Source organism: Oceanobacillus aidingensis (assembly GCF_042654105.1).
Lineage (GTDB): Bacteria > Bacillota > Bacilli > Bacillales > Amphibacillaceae > Oceanobacillus > Oceanobacillus oncorhynchi.
On sequence record NZ_JBHSFT010000001.1, the window covers coordinates 93,818 to 109,125 of the forward strand.

The window sequence follows — 15,308 nt, forward strand, 5'->3', positions numbered from 1 at the left end:
GTATGTACCAGTTCAGGTTTCTTCTGACTACTCTATCTTACACCCACTTCTTACCCTTAACGCTCGACATCCCCCACGCCCCCAGCCATCGCCGCTACAATCTCCGCTTCCGTTGACATCGGGGTATCCCCAACAATCGTACACGCCAGCATACCAGCAGCCGCTGCAAATGCCACTGTTTTTTCCGGTGTAAAACCGGACAGTTCTCCGTGTAAAATACCGCTCGTATATGCATCTCCAGCACCAATACGGTCATACACAGAAAAGGTCAGCTTTTTCGAAAACACAAATTTCCCTTGCTTAAACAGATAGCCTTCTAAAGAATGCGTATTATCCGCATTGATCTCCCGGTGAGTACCTGCAATTACCGGAATACGAAACTGCTCCGCTGCTTTGGGAATAACATCCTGAAGCTGTTCTTTCCTTTCCGACTTCTTTGTCTCCATTCCTAAGATATACATCACATCTTTTTCATTCATCATCACGATATCTGCCAGCGAAAGCATCTCCTCATAATGCGGCTTGGCTGCTTCATAACCGCCTTCCCATAAAGAAGGACGATAATTACAGTCAAAGCAAATTTTTCCGCCTTTTTCTTTAACCTTTGCAGCCAGCTTTTTCATACTGGAACGGACTGTATCTGTCATCGCGAGGCTGATTCCGCAAAAATGAATAATGTCTGTATTGGCTGCAATCACATCCAGATTATAATCGGAAATATCTGCTGTATTAAATGTGCTTTCTAAGCGGTTGGTATACGTGACACGACTTGCACGCTGCCCAAAGCCATTTTCTAAAAAATACATTCCAATATATTTACCACCCCTTGCAATGAAACCCTGTTCGATTCCTAAGCGCTGCAGGAAGGAAATTGCTGCATCCCCAAGCGGGTTATCCGGTAATTTGGTAATCAGGTATCCCTTATGTCCTAGTTTTGTCATCGCCGAAGCAACATTTACACCGGTACCTGAAAAGGAATACTGTAAATGGTTGGCCTGCGTGAGTAATTCGTATCCTGGCACCTGCAAACGCATCATGACTTCGCCAAAAGCAACTATATTCCTACGCATCTTTATCAACCAATTCTTTGGTGATAGCCAGGAGCTTTCTAACATCTTCCTCATTCGTTTTTCCGGTCTCCTTATTAACAATAGATGAATAGACATGAGGAATGACTTTAGGCACGTTTGCTTCTAAGGCAATTTCTAAAATGGCAGCGAAATTAGCCAAATCAATGCCGCCTGTTGGTTCTAACGCAAAGCTTTCTTCCCCGCAGGCCTTGGCAACTGCCCGGTATTCTTCTTCTGATTGCAACCCTTTCATAGGAAAATACTTCAATGCATTGCCGCCCATATCACGAACAAGTGCGATGGCAGCTTTCACTGGGACAATAGCGGTCTCACTGGCTTCTGCACTAATCGGACCCGTAGAAATATTGACATAGCCTGCTTTTCCCGTTGGCGATACAAGTGCATTGATCCAGCTGTCTTTTTCTCGCAAATTAGCACGTGTTGCTCCTACCGCAGGGAAAACCTGATTAATATGAGAACCCGAATAATAGTTGGCAATCTCCGCCACAACTGCCGCTTGTCGATTATCACCTGCACCTAAGCCAATGGAAACAGCATCTTCAATTGCTTCTCCATATTCCTTCATAGCTGCAACAGCTGCATCCACTGTCGGGTAGTCTTTGGAAAGCACGCCAACCAGCACATATCCCTCTGCTGCATCAAAGACTTCCTTCGCATTTTCCAAACCACTTGCTAATACATTTAATGCTACTCGATTTTTATAAAAGCGAGAATCCATATTCATTATTTATTTCCTCCTAAAATGGATTTTAATTCCGCTGCAATCACGTGAATGTCATCCCCCTGAAGCGGGCGGGGATCGATATCAAAGAACCCCTGGCGAATTCCATAATCCCGTGTGTAAATAGCTATATCGCCATGACGGAGTTTGTCATTTACCTCTTTAGCGGTGCACCCAGTTAAAACAGCATCAATGTGGATCCGTGCTCTGAAAATAGCACGGCCTGCTTCATCCTGTACGGTACTTACCGTTGCACCATCGATTGTATTTAATGACTGCAATTCATCTAAGCACTTTTTTTCAGCTTCACTATGATTTGTTTTCACAGCATATTCATCCAATGCCTGCAGCAGGCCAAAGGTTGTTTCCTTTCCTACCTTCATACTTCTTCCGATAAAATGCAGCTGTGTTTTAACCCACTCCACATATTTTTTCTTTCCGGCCACGATTCCAGATGTCGGTCCTTCGATGGCTTTCGAGCCGCTGTAAATCGCTAAATCTGAAAGCAGCACATATTTTTTCAAATCCTCTTCTGCAGCTGCGTCAATGATTAATGGTACATGGTTTTCCTGGGCAACATCCCAGGCTTCCTCCGCAGAAATCATATTTTTCTGAACAGCATGATGTGATTTTATAAATAAAACAGCAGCTGTATTTTCATTGATGGCATCCGCTAGATGCTCTTTTCTTCCTTCATTGGCGTAACCCGTTTCCACAAGCTTTCCGCCACCAAGAGCAACCATGGTTTCCACTGGCGTACCATACTGCACGTTATGTCCCTTCAGCATCACGATTTCATTTTTTTTGATTGCTTCCTGATGCAGCTTGGCACTCTTTCTATGATTTCCTTCCGTTATCAATGCGGCGACAGAAAGCGCGATACCGCTTGAAGCGGAATTAACAACGACAGCAGCTTCTGATTGAAGCAGGCCTGCAATATGCTTTCCTGCTTTATCCACTAAATCTGAGATTTCCACATAGTTCTGTCCGCCTGTTTTCATTGCCTCCATCACGGTATCCGAGGGAGCAGAAACACCTAAAATACTCATTCTTCCGCTTGCATTAATAACCCGCTTCAGCCCATACCTTGCATGCATGGTATCCGCCATTGACCACCACTCCTTTTACCTCGATTCTCTGCTTCGCTTCCCGCTTTTCACCGTCCGAGTCCATTAAATCGATTGTCTCATCTTCTACGGTAAAAAGGGTAAGATTTGCAATATCCCCTTTGGCGATACGTCCAAGCTCAGGTTTATTTAACCATGCCGCCGCATCCACTGTTACTCCATTTATAACTTCTTTCAGGGAGTAACCTAAACATAAGAACTTATTTAAAACATTTGCCATACTATACACTGGTCCGTGCAGCCGGTTTTTCCGATAAATATCTGTACTGATGGTGTGGAAATGAATCCCATATTCCTTTGCCTGTTCTGCCGTCTTAAAAGAAAAGCTTGCATTTCCATGACCGACATCTAAATGAATCCCGCGTTTTATTGCTTTTAAAAAAGCAGGAAGCGGTTTGCCCCTATCATCAAATAAATTATTCGCCTTCCCGTTTAAGAAATGTGTTATGACATCTTTTTTCTTCAGTAAACCTAATACATCGTTAATATCTGGAGGGCCGGAACCAATATGAACCATCAATGGCAGCTTCGTTTCTTTAGAAAATTCACGTGCAATTTTTAATGGCTTTATATCGTTTTGACCTACTACACTGTTGCTGATTCTCGCTTTTAGTCCAACGATAAAATCTTTACTTTTCTTCACAGCTTGTTTTAATTCTTCTTTATTTAATAAAGATAAGTCCGATAATTCATCTACTCTCTCTAAACCAATTCGAGAAATATTCAAGAAAGCGAATACATTTGTTTTCGCCTGTCGAGCACGCTCAGCTAATTCATGCACTCGGTCAGCCCCTGTGCTTCCCGCATCAACAATGGTCGTGACTCCTGTTTTATAGCCTATTTCGTCAATATCATCTCCATAGGGCTCGAATTCTGGAAAGGCATGTACGTGCATATCAATCCAGCCACTGGAAACATAAGCTTTGTTTTGATAATCAATTACTTCTTCACCAGCTCCCATTCCTGGTAACGTAATATCCACAATTTTTCTATTCTCTATCACAATATCTGCCGAGGTACCACCCAGCATTTTTATATTCCGCAGAACAACATTATCTGCCATTTCCATCATCCCTTTGGTCAGCGTTCATTATAATCCTAGACAAGTTCTAACATAACCTGATTATTTAACTGTCTATAAAATAGATTAGCATTAATTTTTACATTAGTAAACATAAGGTTATAATGTTTAATCAATAAAGAAGAACTCCTTTTTATAAGTGAACAAAGCAGCACGGACCTTGATACAACATTAAAAGCCAGCTCTCGCCAAAACAAGGCAAGAACTGGCTATCCTTTAATCTAACAATCTATCACGATTCCCCATACACATTCAAAATAGCCTTCGTTAAAATATCCACTCCCGTTTGAAGCGCATCTTTATCAAAAGTCATATTAGGATGGTGTAAACCAGGTCCTAAATTACAGCCCAAACCCAGCATCGTGGCTTTCAATTCCGGCTTCTTCACAGTATAAAAATGAAAATCATCTCCGCCTGGCGTCAGGAGAGGCTCTACCACATTTTCTTCTCCCAATACGTCTGTAATTGCTGTGCGCATAAAGCTCGTTGCTTCTTCACTTGTTTCAGCTGCAGGCACACCATGATAGTTAGTCACATCAATATCTATATCATACAGATTCCGTACAGACTCTAAAATACCGTCGACTTTCTTCACAAGCAGTTCCATTACTTCATTGGATTGCGCACGTAAATCCAAGCTGAATGCGGCGTTCCCCGGGATAATATTCGAGCTTTTCGCCCCTGCCTGGAATTTCGTCATTTTCGCTGAGTGCGGAACTCTTGGATCCATATGGATTTGGCCCAGCATATTGACGATCTGCATGCCAATTTCAATCGCATTATCATTCAAATGTGGACGCGCTCCATGCGCATCTTCCCCTTTAATGACTGCTTCATATGTTTTTGTTGCACCGTGCACAATCACAGGAGCAGCCTGCCCTGCATCAACTTCTTGTTTGGGTCTGAGGTGAACACCGAATAAATAATCGACGTCTTCCACCACTTTTTCTTCCACCATTTTCAATGCACCGCTGCCTTCTTCTTCTGCAGGCTGATAAATAAATTTAATCGCTACCTTATCTTTGATGTCAGGCATCTGCTGCAATGTCCAAAGGACGCCCAATACCATCGACATATGCGCATCATGACCGCAGGAATGGTTTGGCTGGAATTCACCGTTCACTTCCTGCCATAACGCATCCATATCTGCACGAACACCAATTACCGGCAGACCTTTATCAAAGTTGCCAAACTTTCCGATAACACCCGTATGGTCTGGAAATGTGATTGTTTCACACCCGGCTTCTTCTAATTTTTCTTTGATATATTTTGTAGTCTCTACTTCTTCCCAGCTGATTTCAGCATGTGTGTGTAAATGTTGAAAAACCTCTGACACACTTTTTTCTATATTTTTTCCCATTTGTCTTCTCCATCCTTCATCTAGTAAGCTCTTTTTCTACGCACGAAGGTCATTTATTCATATACAACCGCTTTCCAACAGTTCCTATCTTTGACAAGATAAGCAAGCAGCAGCCTTCTATTAAAAGTATTCTTAATTATTTTATATTGCTTTGAAGTATAAACTCTTATATAATCAATTTCAAGTTTAAGATTTTCAAAGAAAGAAGGCTTCTTCTATGTCACAGCAAGAAAAAACAAAGCAAAAAAAGAAATTTCAGCTTCCTGATGCATATGTTATATTGTTTGTCATTTTATTACTGGCCGCGATTCTTACATATATCATTCCAGCCGGGAGTTACGAACGGGAAACAACAGAAGAGGGAACAGATGTCATTGTTCCGGACAGCTACAGTCAAATCGATCAGCAGCCTGTTAGCTTAATTGATTTATTCAGCTCGATTCAAGAAGGATTGATTGGCGGCGCCGGACTAATTTTTCTTGTATTAACAATTGGCGGAACTTTCGCTGTAATTGAAAAAACAGGTGCAATTGATAACATGATTATGAAAACCATTAAACGGACACAAAACCGGGAATGGCTCTTAATTTTAATGGTTGCTACGCTCTTCTCTGTGTTTGGAGGGCTGGGAATTATCGCTAACTCCTCCATTGCTTTCATCCCAATTGGAATTATCCTGGCGAGAGCAATGAGAATGGATGCCATTGTCGGTGTCTCGATTATTTACCTAGGAGCTTACTCCGGCTTTGCAGTTGGATTCCTGGATCCGCAAACAACAGGATTTGCACAGCAGATAGCACAGCTTCCATTATTTTCGGGGCTTTCCTTACGGTTAGTTCTATATGTGATTATTGTTGGTGCCACCATTGCTTATATTATCTGGTATGCCAACCGTGTTAAAAATGACCCTCAAAAAAGCATTCTGAGTGATAATCCTTTCCCTAAACTGGAAGAAAAATCAATGGAGGACGTAGATGGGAAATTAACATCGACACAGCTCACCGTATTACTTGTTCTCGTAGCTGGTATTGCTATTTATGTTTACGGTGTATTCCAATTAAACTGGGACATCAATGAAATGGCAGGGATTTTCGTTGCTTTATCAGTTATTACCGCACTTATTTCAAAAATGGGCGCTAACCAAATGGTAGAAGAATTTTTGAATGGTGCCAAAAGAGTATTATATGGCGCTTTAATTATCGGAATGGCTCGTTCGATTGTAGTTGTTTTGGAAAATGGACAAGTACTGGATACGGTCGTACATAGTATGGCTGTTGTTTTAGAACCGTTTTCCAGTGTCATGGGTGCCATAGCTATGTTTATCGGAAATGGGCTATTCAACCTTGTTGTTACTTCTGGGAGCGGACAAGCTGCCATTGTCATGCCAATCATGACACCACTTGCCGATTTAATGGATATCCCGCGTCAGGTTGCTGTACAAGCCTACACGCTTGGAGATGGCTTTACTAATATTATTACGCCGCTATCCGGTGTCTTAATGGCCAATTTAGCCATTGCCGGTATTCCTTGGACAAAGTGGCTGAAATTCGCACTGCCGCTTGTGGGAATTTGGTATGTTATTGGTACGATCTTTATTGTGATTACTGTTTTGATTAATTGGGGACCGGTGTGATAGCTACATGGTGAGAGGATAATATATTACGTAAGAACAAGGAGAACAACTCATGGATGAATTGTCTCCTTGTTTTTTGTAATTTCATTTAAAAATCCACTGCAAAATGAGACTGTCATCCATTCAACAGTTCTTATCTTCATGCTAAAAATCAGTCTCTTTGTTCTGAACATCTGTATACATATTTTTTGTTCTAGATAAATGATAACGAATAGCATTTTCTACAATTTCTTTATCTTTTTGTTCCAGCCCCTTAATAATTTGATTATGTTCTTGTATTACTTCTTCCATCCGTCCTTTTTTTCGAATTGCTTGCGATCCAATTAATATAGTTAAATTATGAAATACATCATAGGATTTAAGAAAAATATTGTAGTCAGCTATTAAAAACATTTGCCGATGGAATTCTTTATCCAGCTTCATAAACCCATAACTGTCTCCAGATTCAGCAAGTTCTTTTTGTTGCTCAACAATAGATTTTAATTTGATTATATTTTTATCCGTTATATTATTAAAAATAGGCGATATAATCTCCGTTTCGATAACTTCTCTTAAAAGGAATATTTGCTGAACTTCTTTTTCTGTATGAGTTCGCACTTTATAACCTTTTCTTGGTTTAAATTCTATTAAGTCTTCATTCACTAAATCTAACATCGCTTCTCTCAAAGGAGTTCTAGAAACTTCTAGTTTTTTAGCCAGTGTTTGTTCCGTGATATAGTCAGTAGAAGGAAAATTATTATTTAAAATAATATCTTTCAAGTTATTGTATATGATATCTTTTAATGTTTTCGTTTTTATTCCTTTTAATTGAAAGTCTTCCATGTTCAATCCCTCCAAGCTATTTACTTAGCATTTCTACTGGTGCCATAATCAGTGATGGTAAATACGTAACAACTAATAATACTACTATTAGTATAGCAACTTGTGGGAATAGATGCTTGAACATTGTAGGAACTTTCTGCTTCGCAATGGATGAAACTACAAATAAGCAAACGCCTAAAGGCGGTGTAACCATACCTATTGTTAAGTTTACTGCCAAAATAATTCCAAAGTGAACCGGGTCTATACCTGCATTTAATGCCATTGGCAAAAATAGCGGTGTAAAAATCGTAACCGCACTAACCGTATCAATAAATGTACCTGCAATAAGCAAGATAATATTAACTATTAATAACAATAACACTGGATTATCTGCTGCAAATCCTAATATATTTATTAGTTGGTTTGGAATACTTTCAAAATTGATATACCAAATAAAAATAGATGCAGACCCAATTAGAAAGATAATTCCGGTTGTCGTCGCCGCAGCATTTTTAAGTATGTCCAGAAAATCCTTAATATTGATTTCCTTATATACAAATATTCCAATAATAAGTGCATATACTACTGCAACCACTCCTGATTCTGTCGCTGTAAATATACCAGAGATAATACCACCTATAATAATAATAGGCATAAGTAAAGCAAGAATTGCGTCTTTAAAGTATTTAAGAAAAGTTTTTAAATCTGTTTTATTATCTTTTATAACATAATTGTTTTTCTTTCCAATATAAATACTGTATATAATTAACCCTACAGCCATCAATATTCCAGGTAAAACTCCAGCGATAAATAAATCACTTATCGATGTACTTGCCATTACCCCATATAATATTAGAACAATACTAGGCGGTATAATAGGCCCTATCGTAGAAGCACTGGCAATAAGAGACGTTGTAAATCCCTTGTCATAGCCTTCCTTAAGCATTGTTGGAATTAACATTCCCCCAATGGCGGCGGCTGCAGCTATTGCAGTACCCGTTAACGCTGCAAAAAATACGCTACTGATAATAACAACCAACGCTAGCCCACCAGGTATCGGACCAACTATTACCTTTGAAAAATTAACAAGTCGCTGCGATATGCCGCCTTTAGCCATAATCTCACCGGCTAGAATAAACAAAGGTATTGCTACCAGTGTAAAACTATTTATACCACTAAATAGATTTCTTGGAACATTTGAAAGGAGGCTTATATCATTTAGTCCTATACCAATTATTGAGATAAAACCCATCGCAAAAACAATAGGAACTCTTAGTACTATCAGTATAAACATTAAAATAATCAACATTATCCAAGTCATATATTAAAAAGCCTCCTTATATAAAAATAAACCATGAAGGCAGAAGAAACAGGAATTGCTAAATATAAATATGCTCTTTGGATTGGGATTAAACCCAAAGTCTGTCCTGAAGCAAAATTTTGATTAACAAGTTCCATTCCAAAATAAATAAACACGCTCAGGACAATAATTGCTATAATACATTCAAGGATTTTTAATATCTTATCTTTTTTAGCGCTCATATTATCAAACAAATCTACGACAAGATGCTCCTTCTGATAAACCAGGAATGCTGCACCTGAAAAGATACTATATACAAAAAAGACCATTAGAAGTTCTTGCGCCCAAGGTAAAGGGATTTGAAATACGTACCGAGATACAACTTGTAGAAAAGTAATTATGACAGTCATTAAAAGACTAACTGTCATAATTACTTCCATAACTTTAGCTAAAAGGTAATCTATTTTTTTTAACATATAACCACTACCTTCTTACTTAGAATCAATAAGACTTTGAATTATCTCTTCAGAAACTTCGCTAGAAACAGCATCTTTCACATCGATTGTTGCTTCTGTAAATGCTTCTCTATCAGGCTCTGTTACAATTACTCCCTGTTCTTCTAACATAGATAAAATTTCATCTTCTTTTTCATCGAGAGCATTACGCTGATATTCTTTCGCTTGATTAAAAGCCTCTTCGACAGCTGTTTTTTCTTCATCACTTAACTCATCATAAAAGCTGCTGCTCATTAAAGTAACAGCTGGTGTATAAGTATGCCCTGTCAGCGAAACATATTGCTGTACTTCATAAAGATTCATGGAATCAATCGTAGCTAACGGGTTTTCTTGACCATCTACTACCCCTTGGTCTAAAGCAGAATACAATTCATTGAAATCTACTGGTGTCGGACTCCCGCCTAATGCCGCAATATGGTCTTCCCATACAGCAGCTGGCTGTACTCTAATTTTCATACCGCTGACATCTTCTGGAGTGACAATTTCTGTAGAGCTATTCGTTAGATGACGAAAACCTACTTCCCAGTAACCTAACCCTTTCATCCCTTTATCTTCTGCCAAATCTAATAACTGCTGTCCTGCATCTCCATCTAATGCATTATATACATGATCTTTATCCTCAAAAATATATGGAATCCCAAAAACGTTCATCTCCGGAATTGTATTAGAAAGATTACTATCTGCTGCAACCGTTGTCATTTCAATAGACCCTGTACTCACTTGCTCAATTACATCTCCTTCAGAACCAAGCGAAGCATTCGGATGAATTTCAACTGTAAAATTAACGTTTTCATTACCTTCAAGTTCTTCTTTAAATTTTTCAGCAGCAATATGATACTGATGACTTTCTGAACCAGAGTGTGCTAGCTTAATAACTCTATTTTCACCACCAGCATCACCGCTCCCACAACCTGCAAGAATGAACAACAGCACTAAAATGAAAATTACTTTTTTCACAAAAAACAGCTCCTTTTCAAGCTAATTAAATTTATAGTAATTTGTTCTGCGACTTTTAAAAATAGGTATTTTTTTTCTTATTCTATTTATATATTCCATATCTAATTGCTCCAATAATACTTCTTCTTCATTACTTGTTGCTTGATTCATAATTTCGCCAAATGGATTAATTATGATAGATTTTCCTGCAAATTCTGTACCTGTCGGTTGTTTTCCAATAATATTCGAAGCAACAATATAACACTGGTTTTCAATTGCCCTTGCTTGCAATAACGTTAACCAATGAGCCGTTCTCTCTATTGGCCATTCAGCAACAACAAAAATAATCTTAGCTCCATCTAAAGCTAAATCTCTAAATAGCTCCGGAAAACGCAAGTCATAACATATAACGACCCCCATTTTTTCTCCATCTAACTCAAATACCTCTGCTTTGTTCTTACCACCTACTAGATATTTGGGTTCATTCAACATAGGGACTAAATGAATCTTAGAGTATTCATGGATGAATTCCCCGTCTCGGTTAACAACAAAAGAGGTGTTTAATACTCCTTCTCCCTTTGTGTTCGCTACAGATCCAGCAATAATATTTACACTATATTTTTTGGCAAGCCTTTGAATAACCCCCTTAATCGGTTCAAGGTTGTCCATAGCAAGCTTTTGTATATTTTCTAAATCATAACCAGTCGTCCACATTTCCGGTAAAACAACCGTATCAATATTATCTAAATTTGTGTTTAGAAATACCTTCTCCACGTGTTCTATATTTGCTTCAACGTCTCCAAACTCAACTTCAAATTGTAAAACTGCTATTTTCATCATTACACCTTCAACTTTTCTACTTTATATTCTAATTCAATTGTCTTATCCATCTTTTCACTGTAAATACCACATCTAAAACCATCTCCATAGATAAAACCATTTAGAAGTGGAACCGTGCCACAGTAAACAACATAGTTTTGACTTTCTATATCATTTCTTTTTAAAAAGTCCATTATTTGTTCAAAAGGTATAATAGAAGAAACTTTATCATGCTGGTACTTGACCCAGTTACCTTCAGATAATACTTCAGAATATAGAACTAAATCGTCCCATTCATCTTGAACATCTTCAAAGCCCCACTTTTTACCAGCAATCGGTTTTGCACATACTTGTTTAGATTTATGAATCGATACCGTTTCTAAACCTCTATCCGTATGGTCACTTCCAACTGTTACAAATAAATTTCCTTCCTCATCACATATAAGGACTATTTCTACTTCACCGCTTGTTTGATTACCAATAACACTGATTGCTCCACTGTTATCAATCAAGTAATCGCTTAAATGGTATAACTCCGGCACTGATTTAGGTTCCGGGACCCCTATTTTCTTTAACTCTTCAACATGCTCCCAAGTTTTCTTTTTATCTCTCCCTGCATAGCCAATACAATAAAACTGTTTTTTGCTCATAAGTACTTTTACCACCTCTTTAATGTATTATGCATACATTATAATTTATAAAATATTTATTGTAAAGGCTTACAAGAATATATTTTTTCAATCCGCTCTTAAATCTTGAATGTTATCTTCATGCTTTCTATAAATAAATTTCTAAAAATTAATAAAAAATTTATTAAAAGTGTAACCATTCTCAAAACGGGTATGTATATCTTATAGGCACATATCAAGTTTTACATATACAGTTTGATACTTTGATGTGAGAGGAGATATCTGAAAATGGAATTTTCTGCACTGACTTTTATTTTGATAGCATTGAGTATTCTGGTGATAGCTATTATTGTTATTCCTCTGGGATTGTTCAGCTACATATATTGGAAGGACAGGCGGCAGTCACAACATGCCATTCTACGTAACTATCCGCTGCTTGGTAAAATAAGATATACCGCAGAAAAAGCCGGTCCGGAGCTGAGACAATACTTATTTGATGCTGATACTGCCGGGAAACCTTTTTCCCGTGATGATTACCGGGATGTGGTGATTCCTGCTAAATATCAGAAAAATATGATTGGTTTCGGTTCTCGACGTGATTTTGAGAAAGCAGACTTCTATGTAAAAAATGCGATGTTTCCCAAACAGCAAGAAGAGCTGGAAGCAGATAATACAAAGCTCATTGATTCCAAAGTTTATGAAGTGAAAGAAGATAATTTGTTAAGCCGGAAAGAAAAATTAAAGAACCAAAAAATGCAGCCGTGGCTCTTAAGTGATAAACATGCAGTCGTTATTGGCCCTTCCTGCAGACAACCCTTCTGCGTGAAAGGCCTGGTCGGGATGTCTGCAATGAGCTATGGAGCACTAGGAGAGAATGCGATTACCGCTTTATCCAAAGGGGTCGGCATGGCTGGCGGTTCCTGGATGAACACGGGAGAAGGAGGACTCTCCGATTACCATTTAGCCGGAAATACTGACATCATAGCCCAAATCGGCCCCGGTCTTTTTGGCGTTCGTACAAAATCAGGTGCTTTTAACTGGGATTTATTGAAAGAAAAAAGCGAAATCCCACAGGTTAAAGCCTTCGAGCTAAAACTTGCACAAGGCGCAAAAACACGCGGCGGGCATGTGGATGCAGAAAAAGTAACAGAAGAAATCGCTGCTATTCGAAATGTCGCTCCTTATCAAGAAATTAACAGTCCCAACCGTTTTAACGAGTTTGATGATGTTCCATCGATGTTCTCTTTTATCGAGCAGATTCGGAATCATACCGGTCTTCCAGTCGGCGTTAAACTAGTCATTGGCAGCCCGCACGATTTAGAAGAGATGGCCAGTTATATGAAGGAAACCGGTGCCGGACCGGATTTCATTACTGTAGATGGATCCGAAGGCGGAACAGGGGCAACCTTCCAAGAGCTTGCTGATAGCGTTGGACTCCCTATAAAATCAGCAGTCACCATCGCTAATCAGACGTTAAAAAAATATGGCGTGCGCGACCGCGTTACACTGATTGCCTCAGGAAAACTTTTTACAGCTGATCGAATCGCTGTCATCCTCGGAATGGGCGCAGACCTTGTCCAGATTGCTCGTGCGTTTATGATTACAGTCGGCTGCATTATGGCACAAATTTGTCATACAAATCGTTGTCCCGTGGGTGTAGCAACAACCGATCCTAAGCTGCAGAAAGCTCTCGTCGTGGATGAAAAAGCTTATCGGGCTTTGAATTATCTGATCACCCTTCGTGAAAGCCTGTTCCGTATTTCCGCAGCGGCAGGCGTCACTACTCCGACGGACATTCGTGCATCACATATTCAATATAAGGATGAATATCAGCGGGTATGGTCGCTGGATGAATTGATTGATAAAGAAAGCTTCTCTGTGACCTTATAGTCCCAATCGAACTACCTGCTCCATGTGCTGTTTAAAATAAATAAAAAGAAGCTCACAGCTGAAATAATAATTTCCCGTGAGCTTCTTATAATTATACGTTTTAACCATACTTTTAACTCTATTGCAAAATGGACACACTATCTTCCATTCATGTGAAGCTAGGCAGTCCTCATCTTAAGCAGCTTCTTCATACGTAATCAGATAGCGATTTACCCTTATTAAACCAGTTACTTATGGTGCAGCTTCCCCGCTATTTTCTCAACAAAATAATCTCCAACTTCTGAAGTACTATGCTTTCCTCCTAAATCTGGTGTGAGCACTTTCTTTTCATCAATTATTTCTTTTATCGTTTCAACAACGACACTTCCCCATTCTTCCTCACCAAAATGCTCTAACATTTGCGCAACAGACCATATAGCTGCAATAGGATTAGCAATTCCTTGCCCAGCGATATCAGGTGCAGACCCATGAACCGGCTCAAACATGGAAGGATAATTTCTTTCCGGATTCACATTCGCCCCTGTCGCTAGCCCCATCCCGCCAGTAATTGCAGCGCCGATATCTGTCAAAATATCTCCAAACAGATTGGAGGTTACTACAATTTCAAAACGTTCCGGCTGCATAACAAAAAACATACTTGCCGCGTCGACTAAATAGGATTCTGTTTTGACATCTGGATATTCCTTCCCTACTTCTTCAAATACTTCATCCCAGAAAACCATCGAATAGTTCAAGGCATTCGCTTTACTGATACTTGTCAGTGATTTTTGTTGCTTACGTGCTTCCTCGAAGGCATATCGGATAATCCGTTCTGTCCCTTTCCGGGAAAAAACACCGGTTTGCAAAACAACCTCTTCTTTTTTTCCTTTAAATAACCAATCCCCGGCGCCGGCATATTCCCCTTCATTATTTTCCCGGATAACAAGGAAATCAATATCTTTCTCTGATTTATTTTTAATTGGCGTCAGTTCTTCATTTAATAACCGCACCGGACGCAGATTCACATATTGATCAAAGCCCTTACGAATTTTCAATAGTAAATCCCAAAGTGAAATGTGATCAGGAACCCCAGGATAGCCTACAGCTCCGAGATAAATCGCATCAAATTCTTTCAATTGCTCTATCCCATCATCCGCCATCATTTTTTGATGTTCTATGTAGTACTCACATCCCCAAGGAAAACGTTCAAATTCAAAAGAAAGTGTATTATCCAGCTTCTCGATGGCCTGCAGCACTTTTACACCCTCTGCTACAACTTCCGGTCCTATTCCGTCTCCTGGAACAAGCGCTATTTTCCATTTTTTCATTAAAAACCCTCCACCCTATCGTTAATCTATTCATTTTATCTTGACCTAGCTTTTTCCAAAGTAAAAATCTGTTTCCATTCCTTTGCCGCTCAAAAAAG

Annotated in this window: 14 protein-coding genes; 2 read left to right on the top strand and 12 right to left on the bottom strand. The window is 39.1% G+C overall.

All coding sequences use genetic code 11. The features are described 5' to 3' along the window. Positions 1-56: 56 nt before the first annotated feature. The 5 genes from ACFO3P_RS00425 to ACFO3P_RS00445 all read right to left on the bottom strand — a co-directional run bounded on the left by ACFO3P_RS00425 (position 57) and on the right by ACFO3P_RS00445 (position 5,380). Complete coding sequence (locus ACFO3P_RS00425) at positions 57-1,070, bottom strand: sugar kinase (RefSeq protein ID WP_379542020.1); 1,014 nt, start codon at positions 1,068-1,070, stop codon at positions 57-59. After that, positions 1,063-1,815 (bottom strand): 2-dehydro-3-deoxy-phosphogluconate aldolase, encoded by a 753-nt coding sequence (dagF, locus tag ACFO3P_RS00430; protein WP_379542021.1) that lies wholly within the window; start codon positions 1,813-1,815, stop codon positions 1,063-1,065. Before dagF ends, ACFO3P_RS00425 begins: the two co-directional genes overlap by 8 nt. After that, a complete protein-coding gene (locus ACFO3P_RS00435; RefSeq protein WP_379542022.1) occupies positions 1,815-2,921 on the bottom strand; it encodes a DgaE family pyridoxal phosphate-dependent ammonia lyase in 1,107 nt (368 codons plus the stop codon). The genes dagF and ACFO3P_RS00435 overlap by 1 nt, the downstream gene beginning before the upstream one ends. After that, a complete protein-coding gene (locus tag ACFO3P_RS00440; RefSeq protein WP_379542023.1) occupies positions 2,875-4,002 on the bottom strand; it encodes an amidohydrolase/deacetylase family metallohydrolase in 1,128 nt (375 codons plus the stop codon). The genes ACFO3P_RS00435 and ACFO3P_RS00440 overlap by 47 nt, the downstream gene beginning before the upstream one ends. 250 nt (positions 4,003-4,252) lie before the next feature. After that, positions 4,253-5,380: a M20 peptidase aminoacylase family protein gene (locus tag ACFO3P_RS00445; RefSeq protein WP_379542024.1), complete on the bottom strand. Its 1,128-nt coding sequence runs from the start codon at positions 5,378-5,380 to the stop codon at positions 4,253-4,255. Positions 5,381-5,597: 217 nt separating this feature from the next. On the opposite strand from ACFO3P_RS00445, the gene ACFO3P_RS00450 reads away from it, so the two are divergent. Then, the gene (locus ACFO3P_RS00450) at positions 5,598-7,013 is read left to right on the top strand and encodes a YfcC family protein (protein WP_379542025.1); all 1,416 of its coding nucleotides are present in this window, start codon (positions 5,598-5,600) and stop codon (positions 7,011-7,013) included. Positions 7,014-7,157: 144 nt separating this feature from the next. Here the strand turns inward: ACFO3P_RS00450 and ACFO3P_RS00455 are convergent, their stop codons facing one another. Genes ACFO3P_RS00455 through ACFO3P_RS00480 form a run of 6 tightly spaced genes read right to left on the bottom strand, consistent with a single transcriptional unit; the run spans position 7,158 to position 12,034 of the window. After that, positions 7,158-7,835: a GntR family transcriptional regulator gene (locus ACFO3P_RS00455; protein ID WP_332094017.1), complete on the bottom strand. Its 678-nt coding sequence runs from the start codon at positions 7,833-7,835 to the stop codon at positions 7,158-7,160. 16 nt (positions 7,836-7,851) lie between these two features. Then, positions 7,852-9,135, bottom strand: a complete 1,284-nt coding sequence (locus ACFO3P_RS00460) for a TRAP transporter large permease (protein ID WP_379542026.1) — start codon at positions 9,133-9,135, stop codon at positions 7,852-7,854. After that, on the bottom strand, positions 9,132-9,590 hold the full coding sequence (locus tag ACFO3P_RS00465; RefSeq protein ID WP_193063686.1) for a TRAP transporter small permease: 459 nt from the start codon (positions 9,588-9,590) through the stop codon (positions 9,132-9,134). The genes ACFO3P_RS00460 and ACFO3P_RS00465 overlap by 4 nt, the downstream gene beginning before the upstream one ends. 15 nt (positions 9,591-9,605) lie before the next feature. Continuing rightward, the gene (locus tag ACFO3P_RS00470; RefSeq protein ID WP_379542027.1) at positions 9,606-10,586 is read right to left on the bottom strand and encodes a DctP family TRAP transporter solute-binding subunit; all 981 of its coding nucleotides are present in this window, start codon (positions 10,584-10,586) and stop codon (positions 9,606-9,608) included. Positions 10,587-10,607: 21 nt separating this feature from the next. Beyond that, positions 10,608-11,402: a carbon-nitrogen family hydrolase gene (locus tag ACFO3P_RS00475; protein ID WP_379542028.1), complete on the bottom strand. Its 795-nt coding sequence runs from the start codon at positions 11,400-11,402 to the stop codon at positions 10,608-10,610. Positions 11,403-11,404: 2 nt separating this feature from the next. Next, a complete protein-coding gene (locus tag ACFO3P_RS00480) occupies positions 11,405-12,034 on the bottom strand; it encodes a DUF2848 family protein (RefSeq protein WP_379542029.1) in 630 nt (209 codons plus the stop codon). 267 nt (positions 12,035-12,301) lie between these two features. On the opposite strand from ACFO3P_RS00480, the gene ACFO3P_RS00485 reads away from it, so the two are divergent. Further along, positions 12,302-13,903, top strand: coding sequence for an FMN-binding glutamate synthase family protein (locus ACFO3P_RS00485; RefSeq protein WP_379542030.1), 1,602 nt, complete (start codon positions 12,302-12,304; stop codon positions 13,901-13,903). 227 nt (positions 13,904-14,130) lie between these two features. Here ACFO3P_RS00485 and ACFO3P_RS00490 read toward each other — a convergent pair whose 3' ends face one another. Continuing rightward, complete coding sequence (locus ACFO3P_RS00490) at positions 14,131-15,210, bottom strand: tartrate dehydrogenase (RefSeq protein WP_379542031.1); 1,080 nt, start codon at positions 15,208-15,210, stop codon at positions 14,131-14,133. Positions 15,211-15,308: the final 98 nt, after the last annotated feature.